This window comes from Paenibacillus sp. 01T431 (assembly GCF_056398625.1).
The window spans coordinates 320,937-339,714 of the sequence record NZ_JBFTPT010000007.1 but is presented as its reverse complement, the minus strand read 5'-3'; the positions used below and the strand labels follow the sequence as shown (position 1 = coordinate 339,714).

The window sequence follows — 18,778 nt, the reverse complement described above, 5'->3', positions numbered from 1 at the left end:
CAAGATGAGCCCCTAAGTACAGTGTGAAAAACATCATTTTTGGGAGGGTTTGCTTTAATGATTATGAAGAAAAAGATTGCAGCGCTTGGTATCGCCGTTATTTTGGCTGCCGTATCGTTAGTTGGATGTGGCTCGAATAGCAATAATGGTGGAGCAGCTACTAATGCACCTACAAAGGAGCCGGCTGCTGAAGCGACGGACGCACCTGCTGCTACCGACACGACGGTTAAGCTGACAGGCGATTTCGAAATTCAATATTTTGTGGGCGGGTATGGCGATAAATGGTGGAAAAAAGTTATTGCTGATTTCCAAGCTGCAAATCCGGAGCTTAACATTAAAGAATCCGCAGGACCTAAAATTAACGATCAAAATAGACCGCGCTGGATCGGCGGCAACCCGCCAGATTTCGTATACATCGATGGTCCGGTATTGAACGATCGCCAAATGGTTGAAGACGGCCAGCTGGAGGATTTGACGGATTGGCTGAAAGATGCCAAAAACGTTGACGGTGATCTAATCAGCGACATATTGGCTCAACCTGCTCAACAATTTGACGGTAAAGTATACAACATTCCACTCGTACTCAACTCATGGGGTGTTTTCTGGAACAAAGCTCTCTTCAAGGAAAAAGGCTGGGCTGAGCCAACTGACTTCCCATCGTTCCTTGCTGTAAGCGAAAAAATCAAAGCAGACGGCATTACGCCGTTTATTCACACAGGTAAATACCCGTACTATATCAATGGCTCGTTCCTGTATCCAGCTATCGTATCAGCAAACAACAACGATTTCTCTATTCTTCAAGATATGGCAGCTAACAAAGTAGAAGCTTTTGAAAGCCCTGCTGTTCTTGCTGCATTGAACAAAATCGTAGAAATGCGCGATAAGGATTACATCGACAAAGCTTCTATCCAAATCAATCACACGGATTCACAAATGCTGTTCCTGCAAAACAAAGATGCTTTCATTGTGAATGGCCTTTGGCTGCCAAATGAAATGGCTAAAGACGTTCCTGCTGGCTTTGACTTTGGTTTCATTCCTTCCATTACGCAAGAAGCAGGCGGTAAAGTGGTTGCGAATACATCCACAGCTACTGTTGCCATTGCGAAAAAAGCGAAAAACAAAGAAGCAGCTAAAGCGTTCCTGCAATTCATTTTCTCGAAAGATCAAGCTTCACAATGGGCTGAGCTAAGTGGCGCTCCTTCTAACATTAAAGGCGACATCAGCAGCTCCAATGCGCCAAGCCATGTTAAAGATGCTGCTAAATATTTGACAGATCCTAACACGGTTGTTATCCCAACAATCACTTACAACGCTGACGTTGATAAAGCGATGATGGATGCAACAGATGCACTGACGATTAGCAAAATTACGCCTGAAGAGTGGGTTAAGCGGGTAACTGACGTGGTGAAAAAGGTTAGCAAATAATAAGCCTTCAAAAGATTGACGGCAGAGATTGATCGAGGCACAACGCCTCGATCACTTTCTGTGAATTTACTCGGAGGGATGGAAGGTATGAACTCAGGGACAGTAAAATGGCAGAGAAATATATTTATCGCATCATTCATCATCCCAACTCTTTTATTTTTCGGCGTATTTACAATCTATCCGGTAGTGCAAAGCTTGTATTATTCATTTTTTGACTGGTCCGGCATGTCGGAGACAAAAACGTTTGTTGGCTTTGATAATTTCAAAGAGATGTTCCATGATCCCATTGTGTGGAGAGCGATCGGCAACGACTATTTTCTTGTTGCTGGCAAAGTAATCGGAATTATGCTTCTCGCGACGTTTTTTGCAGTAGCACTCACTAGGTTTGGCTTTAAGCTGGCTGGATTTTTTCGGTCGATTTTCTTCATTCCGAATGTAATTTCCGTCGTTGTTATTGGCGTATTGTGGAATTTCATATATAATCCGCAAATTGGCTTCTTGAATGCATTTTTGTCATTATTCACGAGTGAAAAAGTATCGATAACGTGGCTTGGTTTTTCCGATCATACGATTTGGATGCTTCTGCCTCCGGCTATTTGGGCGGGTATCGGCTTTTATATGATTCTTCTCATTGCAGCTATTCAAAGCATTCCTGCTTCCTATTTTGAAGCGGCAAGCATTGAGGGCGCAGGGGAATGGAAACAGTTTTGGAGCATCACGCTTCCGCTCGTTTGGGAGCAGATGAAAGTGTCCATTCTTAACATCATGATGACTACGCTTAACGGTTCCTTCGTAATCGTATGGATTATGACAGAAGGCGGACCGGATAACAGCACACAGGTTATGGGCTCCTACTTGTATCAAATGGCATTCCGGCAATTCCACTTTGGGTATGGCGCTTCGATAGGGTTTATCATCCTGGTCCTGTCCTTAATTACGACAATCATACTTCAACGGCTTATGCGTCATGATCCCGTTGAGATGAGCTAAGGGGGATAAAGAGATGAATACACAGATTAAAAATCCGATCGCCAAGCTAATCATCTATGCCATTTTGATCCTATGGGGCATATCGGTATTGTACCCGCTCATTTGGACCTTGCTTGATTCTCTAAAAAATAATGAACAATTTTTCTTAAATGCACCGTGGGCTTTGCCGGAGATTCCGCTTATTTGGTCCAACTTCTCGTATGTGTGGAGCAAATACCACTTTGATACTTATTTCGTGAATTCCCTTGTCATTACGACGGGATCGACGATATTGGCGCTGCTGCTATCCGCAACGACAGCGTATGTGCTGGCGAGATATAAATTTAGAGGAAGCAATGCATTGTTTCTGCTTTATATTTCCTCAATGATGGTACCGTTTGTACTAGCGCTCATTCCGTTGTTTTTCTTAATGAATTCACTCGGCCTAATTAATACGAAGCTTGGATTGATATTTGTTTATACGTCCAGCTTGCTGGCCTTCGGCATCTTTGTGCTCGTTGGGTTTTTCAAGTCGCTGCCGAAGGAGCTCGAGGAAGCAGCAATCGTGGATGGCGCTTCTTATTACGGGACATTTTTCCGAGTTATGCTTCCGCTGGCGCAGCCAGGTTTGATCACGGTTGGCATCGTCAATATCTTGAACATCTGGAACGAATATATCGTGGGTACGATACTTATTAATGATCCGACCCAGTATACGCTGCCGGTGGAAATTGGCGTTATGCAAGCCGAGATGCAGTATCGTACAGAGTGGGGTCCGTTGTTCGCAGCGCTGTTGATCACCATTATTCCCGTTCTTATTATTTATATTATTTTTCAAAGGCAAATCGCAAGCGGGATTACAGCTGGTGCGGTTAAATAAGCTAATATTTGAATAATCCAATAGCAGCTGGCAGCTCTTTTCTCTTCCGAGGAAGGAGCTGTTCGTTTATGGAATACGTACTCGAGTTCAGGCATTCCTATTTTTCAAACAAATATCATATGAGCATGCATTCATTTGTTTTTATTTATGATATGATGACTTTTGAGTTGAACCCTGTGCTTGGAGTTGATCATATTGTACATTTATTTGTTTGAAACGCTGCTTTATTTGTCCTTTGCTTTGACCGGTGGTTATCTATTGCTTCAGTTCATTCCAGAGAAGTCCAAACCACAATTAAAGAACATCACTGATTTATTTCAATATGCTTTATTGGCAATCCCGCTTTTTTCATTTATGTCGATTCTTCGATCAGCGCTTGTTTTACGCGATTTTGCGCAGGACATGCCCTTCATTCAAGTTTTATTAATTGTTGTAAAAGATTATTCGTACGGCAATGCTTGGGTGTGGAATCTCATTATATGTACCGTGATGTACATGATCACACAGTTTAAAGGCTTGCAGGGTAAAATGACCAAATGGGTTCTAGCACTCTTATGGTGTGCCAGTATTCTAGCTCATGGCTGGGCCAGCCATCCGGCAGGCTTCTCGCCTTTCTGGGGCGTATTTTCACAATCCGTTCATGTCGCTGCAGTTTCTCTTTGGCTCGGCACGCTTCTTATTGTTGCTTGGTTTACAAATGGGGAATGGAACTGGAAGACGTTTGTACGATGGTTTACGCCAATGTCGATCAGCAGCATCGTCCTAATTGTAGCGGCTGGTATAATGATGATGTTTCTCCTAGTCGATGGTTATATCAACTCATGGGGAATCAATTATGGACAAGCGCTTCTATTTAAACATCTTGTTTTCTTGCCGCTTGTTCTTCTAGGCTTTATGAATGGGTTTCTATCAAAAATTACAGATAGTGGTCGACATAAAAGTAGATTGCAATGGTGGCTTCGAGCGGAAACGTTTCTTGCACTTGTCATTCTCATCACAACCGCCTACATGGGTGTACAGGAGCCGCCTCATGAAGGGGAGTTCGAACAGCCTTCTCCATCTCCGTTATTTACTTTTTTGCATGGCGATTTGCAAGACTTGTCGCTGCAATGGAACTGGAGTGTTGTATATATCAGCATGATTGTTATTGGAATTGCAGCACTGGCCTTATTATTTCCCAGCTATAAAAAAGAGAAACGCAGCATGTTTGCTGTCTTTGCTTGCATAGCTGTCTTATTCCCGTTTTTTGGCATACTTTTATCTGTTCAATAGAGCTGATAGAAGGAAACTCGTTTTTGCTTTTTAAGCAGGACGAGTTTTTTTTGTAAGACAGTAGGATTGTATTAGATAAGGAGAGGAGAGTATTGGAACATTTTTTTATTCTCAACTATAATACAGGAAACTAACGAGAGAATAGGGGTTGCCTTATGACAATTGAAGCGTTTTGGAAGGGAAATAACGACCAGCCGATATGTGCATTTACGTTTGATGACGGGCCTTCACATCTACCACTTGAACTTTGGCTTTCTGTTCTAGAGGAAGAAGAAGCGATTGGCACCTTCTTTTTTACGGGCGAGTGGATAGATAGATATCCAGATAAAGCTAGAGAGATTTTGTCTCGGGGTCATGTTCTTGCCCCTCATACGTATCATCATCGCCGGATGGCACAGGTGCCTAAGGCTGTATTTTTGGAGCAGCTTAAGCTGACCGAGCTGGCTTATCAGGATGCGACAGGCCTTGCTTGCCCAACTTTTATGCGTTTTCCTTATTGTTCTTTCCGCGAGGAAAACTTGGATTGGCTGGACGAATGGGGCGGCTATCGGGACATTGAAGGCGTCGATTCAGGAGATTGGAGGGGCGTATCTTCGGAAGATATAATTGCAAAGGTCGAACCCGTTCTAGATAAAGGGACGATTGTCGTCATGCATAGCAATGATATTGCGACAGGCACTCCGGAGGCTTTAAGAGCACTTATCCAAACCGCTAAGCAAAGAGGACTACGATGCGTTGGTATTCCCGAAATGCTGGAGTCAGCAGGGTTAGAAGTAGGCTACAAGCCTTGGAAAATAACGGTTGAGGTTCCGTCTGAGCTGGATTATCCTTCGGAGGGCTGGGCTCCCTTGGCAAATAAAGAGGAGCTGTCTGCGCTAGCTGCTCAGACCATAGCATGGAACGTTCCACAATATACGCTTCAATTCAATTCCGAGCAGGAATGGCTTGAGCATTTGGAGAATCCAATTCATGAATTCGGCGTTATAGAGAATCGTGAGCTGTTCCACATATGGCAGTTTGAAGGCTCCTATTGGGGTTTCGTACGCGCTGGTGTCGTAGAAGATACGCTTGTACTACTCGACTTTGCGGCTAAGGAAGCGCAAGCGGATACGCTCGTATATTTGCTTCGGTGGGCTGCTAAGCATGCAATGGAATTAGGGTTAACCCGCATTGAAGCAAGACGGGATATTCGCAATATGCATGAGATGTGCAGGCAGCTCGGCTGGCAATCGGAGATTAAGGAAGAGCTGTAGAGAGAAGGTACGTACCCGGTGAAGTCATTAGCAACCTATTATTTTTTATGGTATCTAGCCATTTCTGTCGTTATGCCTTACACCAGTCTATATTTCAGCGATCGCGGCTTTAGCCATACAACGGTTGGTCTCATCCTGTCTTTATGGGCTCTGGTCAGCGTCATTGCCCAGCCCGTGATGGGCATGATTAATGACCGAATCAACAATCCGCGCAAAATTATCATGATCTGCGTTATCATTGCTCCGATACTCGGGCTTGGATTTCAGCTTATGGAGGGACTTGCGGGGATTCTTTTCTTGTCTATTTTCTTTGCATGGTTTCAATCCTCTGGCGGACCGATAGGCGACGCGATGTCTGTAGAAATTGCCAGCAAAAAAGGTTTTTCCTTTGGCAGCGTCAGATTATGGGGAGCTTTAAGTTATGCGATAGGTACATTTGCTACAGGCATTTTATACGAAAAATACGGCTACAACGACATCTTTATTTATTATCTTATTGTGAGTATAACCGTCTGCTTGGCGCTCATGCTGCTTCCAGCAACGAAGGTTACTCGAAGAAATGTGACGTTATTCGGCCAAATGGGCGAGGTTGTTCGCAATAAACCATTTATGATCTTTGTCGCTACTAGCATGCTGATGATGATGTCTGCATCGATTAATATGAATTTTTTGCCATTATACTTTAAGGAAATGGGCTTTGATAAGAGCTGGATCGGCAGTGCATTTGCGATAGCCGCTATTATTGAGGTGCCGATGTTCTGGGTGGCGACGAAGCTAAGCAAGCGAATAGGCAGATATCAGCTGCTGTGCGTCGCGGCTTTGATCTATGGCATCCAATATTTCGCGATGTTTTTCTTCGACAACGTTTCATTGACGCTGGCGGTTCAACTGTTAAATGGGATCGCGTTCGCTTTTGTCGCGGGCACAGCTGTTGAAATCGTACAAAGCTATGCGACTGAGGGCACGAAAGCGACTCTGCAAACGGTATATGCGGCTGTAACCTGGGGACTTGGTGGCATTGTCGGCAATGCGATGGGCGGCGCGGTTGTCGATTATTTTGGCGCGCCATTCCTTTATTTGATTCTGTTTTGTTTATGTCTGACGGCTTCGGTACTGTTTTTCGCAAACAAGCATCATGAGCGCGGAAACCAAACAAACTCGATTGTTTAATGGTTGCTCGAAAAAATAGATCTAGAAAATAGTCTTATTATCATCGGATGAGCTCATTTTGCCGAAATAGATCTAGAAAGTAGTCTTATTGTTGCTGAGAGGCTGCCGAATAGCACTTTAAACTTACATTTACTAAAAAAGGGGCAGTCCCTCATGGTCTGAAATGACCGGAGGGACTGCCCCTTTCCTATGTTTAGAGCGCAATTAGCCGAGAATCGGCGGCTCGTGATCTGTCATATATTTTTCAGTCAGTATGGACAGCAACTGAATACCGACCTCATTGTGTCCGCCTTCGGGAATGATTAAATCGGCATATTTTTTGGATGGTTCAATAAAAGCCTCGTGCATTGGCTTAACCGTCTTCAAGTACTGGTCATGAACGGACTGGATCGTCCGGCCGCGCTCCTCAATATCCCGAAGCACACGACGGAGAATACGTACATCGGGATCCGTATCGACGAATACTTTGATGTCGAGCAGCTTCCGAATGCTCTCTTCCGCGAGCACATGAAGTCCTTCCAATATTACGATATTGTTCGGCTTAAGCTCTACCGTTTCTGTTGTGGATGGAGCATAAGCGGCAAAGTCATAGACTGGCGCGTAAACGGTTTTTCCTTCTTTTAGAAGCAGCAGATCTTGAGCGAGCAGCTCGATATCAAAAGAGAGAGGGTGATCATAATTAATCAATTCACGTTCAGCCATGCTGAGATGCGAATAGGTTTTATAGTAGTTATCCTGAGATATGAAAGTTACTTTTTCCGATCCAAGACGTTCAATGACAGAGCGTGCAACTGTAGTTTTTCCCGAGCCGGTGCCGCCAGCGATACCAATAATAAGCATGGTGATTCAGTAAACCTCCCTAATAAAATTGCCATAGCAATTTCAGTATTGTAGCACAGAATACGGAAGCATGCTATTTCTTACTCATGGTTTAAAATGTTAAAATGAAAAGGACAGGCTACATCATTTAGAAGGAGTGTTGATCTTGAAGTATAGAAGACTCGGAAGCACAGAACTAAATGTGTCGGTAATCGGCATCGGAACCTGGCAGTTTGGAGGAGAATGGGGCCGGGAGTATTCGCAGAATGAAGTCGATTTGATTCTCGATAAAGGGCGTGAGCTTGGCATCAATCTGATTGATACCGCAGAATGTTACGGTGATCACCTCTCAGAGTCACTCATTGGAGATTATATCAGCCGCCGCAACCGCGAGGATTGGATCATAGCAACAAAGTTTGGCCATCATTTCCACGAGCGCTTCACGCGTACCGACGTATTTGACGCCGAAGGTGTTGTAGCTCAGCTTGATGCTTCACTGAAGGCGCTAAAGACGGACTATATTGACCTGTACCAGTTCCACTCAGGACCAGACCAAGCATTTGATAATGATGTGCTGTGGACCACTCTGGATAAGCAAATTGCAGCCGGGAAAATCCGTTTTCTTGGGACGTCTATCGGCAGCAATGACAATCTGCATCAGACAGAAGCCTCAACAAAGGTGAACTCTCGCGTCATTCAGGTCGTATATAATCGACTCGACCGTCAGCCGGAGGAAAGAGTATTTCCAGCATGCGAGCAGCAGGATTTGGGCGTGCTTGCACGTGTTCCGCTGGCGAGCGGCTATTTGAGCGGCAAATATAAGCCGGGTGCCGTGTTCGGTGATACCGATGTACGCCACAGGCATGATAAAGAGAACACACGGCTTAAGCTGCTGGAAGTAGAACACATTCAGCGTGAAGAGGTACCGCAAGGTGTCGATATGGCGAGCTGGGCGCTTGCTTGGTGCTTGAAGCACCCAGCCGTAACGGCTGTCATTCCGGGCTGCAAGGACCCGGCTCAGGTTGAAGCGAACGCAAAGGCGGCAATGCTTGCAGTCGAGCCGCACCCGCAGGATCGCAGCAACTAGATATTTTCGACATAAGAAGAGGCTGTCGCAAAAGGTTATTATCCTTTTGGACAGCCTCCTTTTTTCTTAAAGCACTGTTACTTCATTACGGTACCTTTCAAAATCAGATACCCGGCATTCCAGCTTCATCCGTGTGCCTTCTGCTTCATAGTCCGTTGCATGCACATGCGCATGCTCGTTAAAGTATGCAACCAAGCGCCCTTGGTTGAACGGAATCAACAGCTCGCATTCCATATAGTCGTCGAAGATATGATCGCGAATAAGCTGAATTAGCTCATTTAGTCCAATATTCTTTTTGGCGGAAAGGTAGACGTTGTTATCACGTACTTCCGGATAAGGATGCTCCGTCAGATCACATTTATTGTATGCATAAATTGTTGGGAGATTGTAAGCCCCCAGCTCCTTTAACGTCTCATTCGTAACCGCAACAAGCTGCTCATAATCGTCATGGGCGTAGTCGACGACATGTACGAGCAAATCAGCTTCAGTTACTTCCTCTAAAGTTGAGCGGAAGGCCTTCACCAGGTGATGGGGAAGCTGGCTTACGAAGCCGACCGTATCTGTGAGCAAGAATGATTTGTTGTCAGGCAAATCAATACTGCGAACCGAGGTCTCCAGCGTTGCAAAAAGCATATCCTTGGCAAATACCTGTTTGGTTGTCTCTGGATTGTATTTCTCAAGCAAAGCATTCATCAAGCTAGATTTCCCCGTATTCGTATAACCGACGAGACAGACGACAGGCACCTCGTTCTTCTGCCGCTGCTTCCGCTGAATTTGACGGCGGGCTACCAGCTTCTCAAGCTCGGCTTGCAAAGCAGTGATCCGCTCTTCGATACGTCTGCGATCCAGCTCCAGCTTCGTTTCACCGGCGCCTCTGTTCTTGAGACCAGCTCCGCCGCCTTGCCGCCCCAAGGATGCGCGAAGTCCGACAAGCCTAGGAAGCATATATTGAAGCCGAGCGACTTCGACTTGCAGCTGGGCTTCTCTTGTTTTGGCGCGCTCCGCAAAAATATCCAGAATGAGAATCGTTCGGTCAATGACCGTCCGCTCCAAAGCGGCTTCCAAATTACGAATTTGAGAGTGGGAGAGCTCATCATTGAAAATAACGACATGCGCGTCATGAGCTTCGAGCAGGGCCAGCAGCTCTTGGATCTTTCCAGTCCCAATATAGTGAGACGGGTTAATGCGTGCTGCTTTTTGGCTTAGTTCATCAACGACCTCGATATAACATGCGGAAGCCAGATTGCGAAGCTCCTCCATGGAGTATTCAAAGTCGGTTTGATTTTGAAGCTGAACTCCGACGATAATCGCCTTTTGTTTTGGTTGTTCCATTATTCATCATCCTTTTAACGGTTATTTAAAAAATAAAAAACACAGGCAGCTCTGCCTGTGTTCACCGTTATTGGTAAGAGGGTATCAGTGAAAATATCCATAAGGAATCCAATATCCCTTATCAATATGGATTGATGGCCTTCCATATACGCTGAAATAAACGTATGGAAATTCCGCTCTAAAGGCGAATACGCGAGTCGGGATGCTCCCTACAATAGTCGACGTATTCTGTTTATATGGGTTACCTTCAAAATGGGCAGACCTATCCTGAGTCCCCTGCACACAGGCAGAGCTTTGGCGCTATTCAATTAGCAGCTGCGCAAAGACCTAACTCGGATATAGTCTATCACACGTAACCCTCCGTTCATTTAAATTAGCATCAGTGTAGCACAAAGGGCTATTTCACGGCAAGTCAAAAGGAAAAGAGTCCCTTATGAATCGCTCCAATCCTGACGCAAAGTGAAGAGCTCCTTCAGCTCATCGGTTGATAGCTCCGTGATCCAGCCCTCAGAGCTGGAGATGACATTTTCACTGAGCTGCTGCTTATTTTCGAGCATCTCATCGATGCGTTCCTCCAGCGTGCCAAGCGAGATGAATTTATGAACCTGAACGTCGCGAGTTTGGCCCATGCGGTACGCGCGGTCGGTTGCTTGGTTCTCCACAGCAGGATTCCACCAACGGTCGAAATGGAATACATGGTTAGCAGCGGTCAGGTTAAGCCCGACGCCGCCAGCCTTAATCGACAGAATGAACACATTAGGCTGCTCTTCCGGCGGCAATTGTTGCGATTGGAACCGCTCAATCATGCGATCCCGTGCCAGCTTGGAGGTGCTGCCATTCAAGTATAATATCGGCTCCTGCAGCTCCTGCTGCAGCACGCTTTGAAGCATTTCCCCCATACCGAGGTATTGCGTGAAAATAAGGCAGCGTTCGCCTTCGTCTCGCAGTTCTCTCACCATGGCGAGCAGCCGCTCAAGCTTAGCCGATCGGCTTATGATCCGCTCTGTATCCATTTGCTCACCAGCTGGCGCAGAGCTGTCCACCAAAGGTTCTTTGGTTAGCAGCATCGGATGGTCGCAAAGCTGCTTCAGCTGCATAATGGACGATAAAATGGCGCCTTTACGTTCGATGCCTTCAAGCTTTTGCATGCGATCCATAAGCTGATTAACGGTTTGATTATAAAGTGCGCCTTGCTCGGCTGTGAGATGAATATACGTTTTCATTTCATTTTTGTCCGGCAAATCAAGCTGGATCGCGGGGTCCTTCTTCTTGCGCCGCAGCATGAATGGCTTAACTAGCTTCTGCAAGTCTGCGGTGCGCTGAACATTGCGTTCCTTTTCAATAGGATTGCTGAAGCGCTGCTGGAACCCATGTGCGCTCCCCAGAAACCCCGGATTCATGAAATCATAGATGGACCACAGCTCCGATAAACGATTCTCGATCGGCGTGCCCGTCAAAGCGATACGATGCTTCGCAGTAAAGCTGCGAACGGCTGCGGATTGTTTCGTTTGAGCGTTCTTTATATTTTGTGCCTCATCCAAGCAAATCGCTGCAAAAGTAATATCCTTCAGCATGTCCTGATCAAGAGTAGCGGTTGCGAATGAAGTTAGTATGACATCGGCGTTTCGCATTTCCTCAAGGAAATGTTCTCCTACGAGGCGTCTGCTTCCGTAATGAAGCATGACGCGCAGCGAGGGTGCAAAGCGGCTAATCTCCTTCTGCCAGTTGCCCAGTACAGAGGTTGGGCAGATGATGAGCGATGGCATGTGTTGCTCTGACTCTGCTGTGCTCTCCTTGAGATTAAGCAAATAGGCGATAAGCTGAACCGTTTTGCCAAGACCCATGTCATCGGCCAAGCATGCGCCAAGTCCGAATCGACGTAAGAAGGACAACCAAGCGTAGCCTTCCTGCTGATAAGGTCGAAGCTCGGCACGCAGCCCGGCAGGAACAGCAAGCATAGGCCACTCGGTTCGTTGGTTTAGCTGGCTGACCAGCGTCATCAAATGCTCGTTCAGCTCAACTTCCAGCTGAATACGATGCTCTTGCTCTGCTTCGTTTTCTTGCTCAGGCTGATCATCCCCTTGCTCGTTGCCGCTTCCCAGAAGATGCAGCTGAAGAACATCTTGAAACGATAAACCTTCGGCGCGGTCAATGCCCGACATCGCTTTGCGAATTTGCGCGAGCAAGGCGGGATCAAGCGAAACCCACTGTCCTCGGAAGCGAACGAGCCGCTCATTCCGGGCAACAAGCTCATTAAACTCGGATTCAGTCAGGTCGGTGTCTCCAATGGCAATGCGCCAATCGAATTCGATTAGTGTATCCAGTCCAAATAAAGATTCACCGGAGCCCTCTTCTCGTTTGCTTGTGCTGACCTTAGCACGAAGGCGTGGTTTCTTACGGCTGGCGGTTTCCCACCAAGCGGGAAGCAGTACCTGCCAGCCCGCGTCTAATAAACGGGGGCTATCTACGGCAAGGAACCGCCAAGCGGCATCATTTTTCAAGGGGACGTTTAAAATATCGTCACGCTGGCCCGTAAGCAGGTTTGTCGGCAGGCAAGCACGCAGACGCTCCAGCCAGCCTGAGGAACGCTCACGAATAGATGGCGACCAAGAAGCAGGCCACGAGCCGTAAGCTTCGCCTGTATCAGACAATTTAACGGGTACAATAACCGCTTGATCGAGCTTGTCCTGCAAAATAAGCTTAAGCTGCCACGGGTCATCCGCATCAATGGGCTCGACAAGCTGAAGCATTGGCCGAAATGGAGCTTGATCGGCTTTCCAGCCAATGGCGATCAGCCATGCCTGTGCATCCAGTCCGGCGGTTATGCCATCCTTGGCAAAGAGGAGCGGGTATTCCCTGCGCAAATCAGCAGCAGTCGTTTCTGTGCCATAGTAAGCGTCAAATACAGCAGCAGAAAAAGCAGCAAGCAATCCCGTCTTAAAGCTATCGTCTGATTGAGTTTTCCTGATCATGCTCTGAATTTGTTCGTTTATTACAGCACTATCCCAGCTCCATTGGAGCTTTCCAGAACGGAAGGCCGAGAAACTTGGTATGTAGCGATGTGCTGTTATTTCAGCTGCTAACAAGGGGGCGAGCGCAACAAGCATTCCGGCTTGCTCTTCCCATATCCATTCCACGTGCTCAAGCACCGTGTTTTCCGCAAAAAAAGGAATAACCTGCTCGGCTGGAAGCAATACAAGCTCTAGTCCTTCAACCTGCTGTACTTCGAGTTCTGTGCCGTAAAAGGAAGGCGTATGCCAGGCGAACAAGCTGTGCTTCAAGCTTACGCCGGGCAGGAAGTCGCTCATGCCGCTCATTCCGTATAAGAGAGCATCGCCATGTGTCGTTAAACTAGCGTATACCGTAATTGTTTTTGTAAACTTGCTCATGGTATAAGTTTTCCTTTCCGAAGCTCTTCCTGAAGCGCACGAAGGCGGCTATGGCTAGAAGCGAACGCTGCAATAAACGTTTCCCAGCGCTCCTCGTCTTTCCTTTTCTTGTACAGCTTAGCCAGCCGTTTGAGCAGTTTCACAGCGGTTTTGTAGCCAGGCCTATTTTTGAGCAGCACATATCTTTCCACAGCCTGATGATAAAAGGGCAGCAGCAGCTCCGGCGCATGTTTCTCAATAGGGGCGAACACACCAACGCGATAGTCAAGCGGCTCGGTTCCCGTGCTGAGCTGATAATCGATCCATTGCTGCCATTTGGCATGACGGAGCAATTTTCCTTCGTAAATAGAACTAGCATAGGGAAGCGATTGAATGAGAGGCGTCCACATCAGCTGCTCCGCATCTGGATAATGTTCAATTACCCCGTCCCAGTAGCTAAAAAAGATTTCCAAGGCGTTAATTCGGCTTTTCTCTACATATGGCTTCGTTTCCACTAACCAATTCGATAACCGCTGCCATTGCTCTTTTTCAGACATCATGGATAAGACATGGAATAAGTCACTTGGACGAAGCTCGTTACCGCTGCTTATTTCATTTAGTTTGCTCCACGCCTCTTCGTCGCGTTGTAAGAAGAAGTTCATCCACACCTCGGCAAGCAGCAAAGGGTAGCGGGAGAGCGCTGAGCCGAGCTTTGAAGGTGCGGTATCCAATTGCTCCAGCTCTTCTAGACAGAGGCTCGTATCGTTCTGGTTAGGGATAATCCAGTATTGCCATAACCAAAAATAAGGATCGGAGAAATATGTCTTTGATCCTGATTCCGCGAGCATAAGCTTGCGTAAAAAGATTAATGTTTCTTCTAGGCACTGCCAATAGTCGGGTTCCTCGGCAGGATCGGATTTTTTTTGCATGAGCTCGGCAATAGCAAGCTGTACATCAGAAATAGCAGCATGTGTATGGAAGCCGATAAAGGAGCCGGAATGTCCCTTTTGATCGGGAATAAGATTAAGCAGCAGCATTAGAATATGAAGATGAGCATGCAGCTCAAATAGATTATTTTGTGCAGAAGAAAGCTTAGGCTTTATCTGATTAATTGCTGTAATTGCATGATGTACATATGCGGCATTTCGAGTAAGGTCAGACAGAGACTCGGTACGAGATTTAAACAGTGCGTGCCACTCTGCGACGTTCATTTGTTCAATTGGTTTCATGACGAAGTGGTCTCCCTAACGAATAAAATCATTTTACGAATCAGCTAATTATACCATTTATTTCGCTTATGGCTTGGAGTATAAAGTGCATGTACGCTTCAGTTTGTCTTTCCTAAAGCACCAAAACATTTTACAATATAAATATGGCAACAAATGAACGACTGTCTTTATCGGCAGAAAGGAAAGATGACAGATGGCAATTCAAGAAATCCAAGAAGAAGACTGGCTAAAGCTTAATCGGATAGGGAATGGTAAGGATGCGCTGCTTTTTTCATCACCGTTTTGCGGAACCTGTAAGGTCGCCGAGCGGATGCTGGAAATTGTGGAAGCGGCTGAGGTTCCAACGACCTTGTATAAAATAAATATAAATTATGCCCCCCAGCTGCGAAATGCTTGGAAAATTACGAGTGTGCCTTGCCTTGTTTTATTGAAGAACGGAGAACCTTATCAGTTTGAATATGCGATGCGTTCAGTTGATTATTTGTATAAACTTATGAAGAACATGGATTAACGGGGATGATTTCTCCGTAGAACGGCCGAAATATATTTTTATTTACTATAAAATTTTTATCAGGCGAAGATTATAGTGCTGTTCGTGTTATAATTGAGAGGTGCAGTCAATAAAGACCATTGACTATGATAAAGGAGTCGGAAATATGCAGGTAGTATTTGAAGACTGGGATCAAAAAGTAAAAAAAACATTTAACGCAACGAGCAAGCAGGTTGTATTAACCGTTACCGAGGCCGGTGACCTGTTAGGCCTGACTAAGGACCAGATGAAGGTTTATGTGCTTAAGCATAACCTCACTAAGGTTGCGATCAATCGCAGCGTCCACAGATATCTATTACTGAAAAGCGAAATAGATGAGATCCTAGGTAAAGCCTAATAATTGCGATAAACCACAGCCAAATATGGGCTGTGGTTTTTTGTTGTGTTTACATCCCATCTGAGGAGGTGTGGACGTTATATGGAGGATACGGCAGGATGTTTTCGAATGACTGCTGCTCGTTTCCGCTCAGTCCGCCTTAGTCAGCATTATTAGAAATAACGCCACTGGTTGCTGTTTTTCAATAGGAGTCGTATTCGTTATACTTAAAACGACCGATTGGAAAACATTATCTGGAGGGTGATTTTACTTGACTTATATGGACATGTTAGGACGTCGGAGCATCATTTTGAAGCGGAATATCGGCAATTTAATTATTAAAGACAACAAGCAAGGGCTCAGCATGCAGGAAAATCTTTTTTATCAAAGCATGCTCAAGGAATGGCACCAAAATGAGAATGAATTGAATTCAGCTAGAAAACATTCTTAGTTGATAGGTAATTATTGAAATTACATTACTCACAAAAAGAGCCGGGTGTCATTCTGACATTCGGTTTGCTGTGTGTAATTTTTGTATATAGCTATAAATGAAGTTCTTTTAGGAATGAAGAGTAAATGAAAAGGAATGCTTATGGTATACTACATAGATGATTAAGGTTGGCAGCAATAATTAAACGGGGGTTTCTTGCTATGTTGGCGGTTGAAAAAGCGGTGTACCTCACGATAGATGAAGGTCCTGCTGAAGATTTTATGCAAAAGGTCAATTTTCTGAACGCAAAAGAGATTCGGGCGATTTGGTTTTGTGTGGGCGAAGCATTGGAAAGCTGTTCTGAGGAAGCGATAGCTGCGATTAAAGCAGGCCATATCATTGGGAATCGCGGTTATGATCATGCAGATTTCTCTGTTATCGGCTTACAAGACGTAAGAGGGCAGATCGAGCGAACCGACCGTATTATAGATGAGCTGTACAATAAAGCAGAAACGATAAGGCCTTCAAAGCTGTTTCGTTTTCCATTTATGCAGCATTTGTTAGACGAAATGAAGGACGATCATTTCGAAGGTATTCAGGGTGTACTGGATGAGCTGGGCTATCAGCAGCCATCCTTCGAGAATGGCACCCCAAAAAACGGACTGCATGTGGATTGTACTTGGGATACGTTCGATTTTGAGCCGGCGGACGTTATGGACCAACATCATGATTTACAAGCAACAAGCGGACAAATTATTATGATACACGACTGGATCTCGGTTGCTCCTTTTCAAGCATTAATGGATAAGCTGCTTGCAAAAAATGTAGTTTTTCAGCTTCCTAAGGAAACGACTCTTCAAACCGCAGCCATTTAGCAAGCAAATCGCATGATCAAAAAGGAGTACAGCTCGTCTCTATGAATTCATAGCAGCGGCGAACGGTACTCCTTTTTTGCTGCGAGCAGTTATTGCTGAATTCATGCTGGGCAAACCAGAATGAACGAAACAAAGTAAGCGCTTCATGCGTTTAAGTAAAAAAGAACATTTATTCAAGAGGGGGCAATGGTTGATGCACTGGATTCCCGCTGACAGAAGCGGCAGGTGGTGGCTACTAGCTGGAGCATCCACCTTGCTTGTTAGCCTGTTATTATGGTTGATTCGTTTTGTTATATTAGGCCAGCCTTTCACAGGCATGCACGCTTTCCGATTTATGCTGCTCGCAGCCATATTATCTTTTTTATTCGGTTTTATCGGCTGGCTTGGAGCGAGAAAGCTATGGCTGTTCTCCAATCTTGGGATGCTAATTGGTCTTATACTGATGGCTATGTATTCCAAAGGTTTGACTGGATGGGAGGACCTAATTAGTTTCCTCGTATTTTTAGAAGCAGTAGCAGGAGGTTTTATGGCAGGGCTGATTGTTGAGGGTGTTTATTTCTTTAGACGGATATCGAAGAAATAATAGGCTGCCATAAAAATGTTGCAACTGGCTGTTGCTTTTTCCCGTCATACAGAGTGAAATGGAATAATGAGGTAAAAATTATTCTAATTTGTTTGGTGACGGAGCTGATCTTATGTGCCAAGAGGCAATGATAAGTTTGGAAATAGAAGAAAAAATGAAGTTGAATGGTATACCGGGATTAGGAATTGCCGTTCTTCAGCATGGACAAATGGTGTGGCAAGGAAGCTATGGCGTACTTGAAGCGAGCATGCAGCAGAAGGTGACAGAGGAAACTTTGTTTCCTGCCTGCTCCATTAGCAAGATGGTAACAGCTATTGGTGTACTTCGTTTAGTCCAAGAGGGCGTGCTTAGCTTGGAGGAGGATGTTAATCGTTACTTAGTTTCCTGGCAGGTGCCCGAAAACCAGTTCACTCAGCAGAGGAAAGTAACGCTGCGCAGTTTGCTGGCACATCAATCGGGAATTGTGGATGCACGGGGGAGCTATGAACCTTATCAGAAGCAAGACCCTTTCCCTACGCCTAGAGAGCTGCTCTTAGGAGCAACGAAATATCATTCCAAACCAGTTGAGGTTGCTCACCTGCCAGAGAGTCGATTCTCTTACTCGGATGCAGGTTATTCTGTGTTGGAGCAAATCCTTGAGGATGTGTCAGGAGAAGCCTTTTCTGCTGCTATGGAGCGGCTTGTTATGAAGCCGCTTGGCTTAAAACGAACTATTTTCTGGGATGGTATTGCAAACGAGTTACTGAACACATCCATGGGTCATGATAAACGGGGACAGGTGGTTGAAGGGAAGAGAGCACACTATCCCAATTTATCCGGAGCAGGCTTGTGGACAACGCCTTCTGAATTGCTAGTATTGGCACGCGAGGTCGTGAAAGCTTGGAATGGCGATCCTAATGGTATTTTGCGGCCAGCGATGGCTAGAATAATGCTTACGGGTTATGCGAGCGATAAAGGTGCAGGCTTAGGCGTATTTCTTCCTGATGCTGGAGAGCAGCTCTGCTTCGTTTCTCAAGGCTGGGGAGTTGGTTCTCAAAGCAAGCTGGTTGGATACCCGCGCCAAGAAAGCGGTATAGCAGTGATGATGAATGCAGAGCCAGGTAAACCTCAAAACGAGTCGTTGATCGGTGAGGTCATTCGGGAGTTGTGCAAGCATTATGAACTGCCGATAGTGTAGGCGGGTTCTTCGAGAATCATATATCAAATTTTATAATTTGATT

At 45.6% G+C, this 18,778-nt stretch carries 17 protein-coding genes; 13 read left to right on the top strand and 4 right to left on the bottom strand.

The genetic code is table 11. The features are described 5' to 3' along the window. Positions 1-57 precede the first annotated feature (57 nt). From AC1DM9_RS15605 to AC1DM9_RS15580, 6 genes are all read left to right on the top strand, one after another. Positions 58-1,425 (top strand): ABC transporter substrate-binding protein, encoded by a 1,368-nt coding sequence (locus AC1DM9_RS15605; RefSeq protein WP_083682071.1) that lies wholly within the window; start codon positions 58-60, stop codon positions 1,423-1,425. Positions 1,426-1,512: 87 nt separating this feature from the next. Next, positions 1,513-2,415 carry a carbohydrate ABC transporter permease gene (locus AC1DM9_RS15600; RefSeq protein ID WP_477512400.1) on the top strand — a complete coding sequence of 301 codons (903 nt, stop codon included), beginning with the start codon at positions 1,513-1,515 and terminating at the stop codon, positions 2,413-2,415. Positions 2,416-2,428: 13 nt separating this feature from the next. Continuing rightward, positions 2,429-3,274: a carbohydrate ABC transporter permease gene (locus AC1DM9_RS15595; protein ID WP_477580891.1), complete on the top strand. Its 846-nt coding sequence runs from the start codon at positions 2,429-2,431 to the stop codon at positions 3,272-3,274. A 195-nt stretch (positions 3,275-3,469) separates the two neighbouring features. Further along, positions 3,470-4,546: a copper resistance D family protein gene (locus AC1DM9_RS15590; RefSeq protein WP_477580890.1), complete on the top strand. Its 1,077-nt coding sequence runs from the start codon at positions 3,470-3,472 to the stop codon at positions 4,544-4,546. A 155-nt stretch (positions 4,547-4,701) separates the two neighbouring features. Continuing rightward, on the top strand, positions 4,702-5,799 hold the full coding sequence (locus AC1DM9_RS15585) for a polysaccharide deacetylase family protein (protein ID WP_477512398.1): 1,098 nt from the start codon (positions 4,702-4,704) through the stop codon (positions 5,797-5,799). Positions 5,800-5,817: 18 nt separating this feature from the next. After that, positions 5,818-6,969: an MFS transporter gene (locus AC1DM9_RS15580; RefSeq protein WP_477512397.1), complete on the top strand. Its 1,152-nt coding sequence runs from the start codon at positions 5,818-5,820 to the stop codon at positions 6,967-6,969. Positions 6,970-7,173: 204 nt separating this feature from the next. On the opposite strand, the gene udk is transcribed toward AC1DM9_RS15580, so the two are convergent. After that, complete coding sequence (udk, locus tag AC1DM9_RS15575; RefSeq protein ID WP_076268584.1) at positions 7,174-7,809, bottom strand: uridine kinase; 636 nt, start codon at positions 7,807-7,809, stop codon at positions 7,174-7,176. A 145-nt stretch (positions 7,810-7,954) separates the two neighbouring features. Here udk and AC1DM9_RS15570 point away from each other — a divergent pair, with 145 nt between their 5' ends. Beyond that, positions 7,955-8,875: an aldo/keto reductase gene (locus AC1DM9_RS15570; protein WP_441959073.1), complete on the top strand. Its 921-nt coding sequence runs from the start codon at positions 7,955-7,957 to the stop codon at positions 8,873-8,875. A gap of 66 nt (positions 8,876-8,941) precedes the next feature. Here the strand turns inward: AC1DM9_RS15570 and hflX are convergent, their stop codons facing one another. The 3 genes from hflX to AC1DM9_RS15555 form a co-directional block, all read right to left on the bottom strand. After that, positions 8,942-10,207 carry a GTPase HflX gene (hflX, locus tag AC1DM9_RS15565; protein WP_477580888.1) on the bottom strand — a complete coding sequence of 422 codons (1,266 nt, stop codon included), beginning with the start codon at positions 10,205-10,207 and terminating at the stop codon, positions 8,942-8,944. A gap of 431 nt (positions 10,208-10,638) precedes the next feature. Continuing rightward, on the bottom strand, positions 10,639-13,596 hold the full coding sequence (locus tag AC1DM9_RS15560; RefSeq protein WP_477580886.1) for a DEAD/DEAH box helicase: 2,958 nt from the start codon (positions 13,594-13,596) through the stop codon (positions 10,639-10,641). Further along, complete coding sequence (locus AC1DM9_RS15555; RefSeq protein ID WP_477580884.1) at positions 13,593-14,804, bottom strand: SWIM zinc finger family protein; 1,212 nt, start codon at positions 14,802-14,804, stop codon at positions 13,593-13,595. The genes AC1DM9_RS15560 and AC1DM9_RS15555 overlap by 4 nt, the downstream gene beginning before the upstream one ends. Positions 14,805-14,997: 193 nt before the next feature. On the opposite strand from AC1DM9_RS15555, the gene AC1DM9_RS15550 reads away from it, so the two are divergent. The 6 genes from AC1DM9_RS15550 to AC1DM9_RS15525 all read left to right on the top strand — a co-directional run bounded on the left by AC1DM9_RS15550 (position 14,998) and on the right by AC1DM9_RS15525 (position 18,735). Then, complete coding sequence (locus tag AC1DM9_RS15550; protein WP_083682069.1) at positions 14,998-15,315, top strand: thioredoxin family protein; 318 nt, start codon at positions 14,998-15,000, stop codon at positions 15,313-15,315. Between the two features lie 145 nt (positions 15,316-15,460). Next, positions 15,461-15,691, top strand: a complete 231-nt coding sequence (locus AC1DM9_RS15545; protein WP_053373130.1) for a hypothetical protein — start codon at positions 15,461-15,463, stop codon at positions 15,689-15,691. Positions 15,692-15,941: 250 nt separating this feature from the next. Continuing rightward, positions 15,942-16,121 carry a hypothetical protein gene (locus tag AC1DM9_RS15540; RefSeq protein WP_477580952.1) on the top strand — a complete coding sequence of 60 codons (180 nt, stop codon included), beginning with the start codon at positions 15,942-15,944 and terminating at the stop codon, positions 16,119-16,121. Positions 16,122-16,321: 200 nt separating this feature from the next. Further along, complete coding sequence (locus AC1DM9_RS15535; protein ID WP_477580882.1) at positions 16,322-16,975, top strand: polysaccharide deacetylase family protein; 654 nt, start codon at positions 16,322-16,324, stop codon at positions 16,973-16,975. Between the two features lie 193 nt (positions 16,976-17,168). Further along, a complete protein-coding gene (locus AC1DM9_RS15530) occupies positions 17,169-17,558 on the top strand; it encodes a hypothetical protein (protein WP_441881121.1) in 390 nt (129 codons plus the stop codon). A 136-nt stretch (positions 17,559-17,694) separates the two neighbouring features. After that, positions 17,695-18,735, top strand: coding sequence for a serine hydrolase domain-containing protein (locus tag AC1DM9_RS15525; protein ID WP_477580880.1), 1,041 nt, complete (start codon positions 17,695-17,697; stop codon positions 18,733-18,735). Positions 18,736-18,778: the final 43 nt, after the last annotated feature.

Coding starts and splice junctions, on each gene's coding strand:
- AC1DM9_RS15605 (WP_083682071.1), top strand. CDS start 58: ATGATTATGAAGAAAAAGATTGCAGCGCTTGGTATCGCCGTTATTTTG.
- AC1DM9_RS15600 (WP_477512400.1), top strand. CDS start 1,513: ATGAACTCAGGGACAGTAAAATGGCAGAGAAATATATTTATCGCATCA.
- AC1DM9_RS15595 (WP_477580891.1), top strand. CDS start 2,429: ATGAATACACAGATTAAAAATCCGATCGCCAAGCTAATCATCTATGCC.
- AC1DM9_RS15585 (WP_477512398.1), top strand. CDS start 4,702: ATGACAATTGAAGCGTTTTGGAAGGGAAATAACGACCAGCCGATATGT.
- udk (WP_076268584.1), bottom strand. CDS start 7,809: ATGCTTATTATTGGTATCGCTGGCGGCACCGGCTCGGGAAAAACTACA.
- hflX (WP_477580888.1), bottom strand. CDS start 10,207: ATGGAACAACCAAAACAAAAGGCGATTATCGTCGGAGTTCAGCTTCAA.
- AC1DM9_RS15560 (WP_477580886.1), bottom strand. CDS start 13,596: ATGAGCAAGTTTACAAAAACAATTACGGTATACGCTAGTTTAACGACA.
- AC1DM9_RS15555 (WP_477580884.1), bottom strand. CDS start 14,804: ATGAAACCAATTGAACAAATGAACGTCGCAGAGTGGCACGCACTGTTT.
- AC1DM9_RS15550 (WP_083682069.1), top strand. CDS start 14,998: ATGGCAATTCAAGAAATCCAAGAAGAAGACTGGCTAAAGCTTAATCGG.
- AC1DM9_RS15545 (WP_053373130.1), top strand. CDS start 15,461: ATGCAGGTAGTATTTGAAGACTGGGATCAAAAAGTAAAAAAAACATTT.
- AC1DM9_RS15535 (WP_477580882.1), top strand. CDS start 16,322: ATGTTGGCGGTTGAAAAAGCGGTGTACCTCACGATAGATGAAGGTCCT.
- AC1DM9_RS15530 (WP_441881121.1), top strand. CDS start 17,169: ATGCACTGGATTCCCGCTGACAGAAGCGGCAGGTGGTGGCTACTAGCT.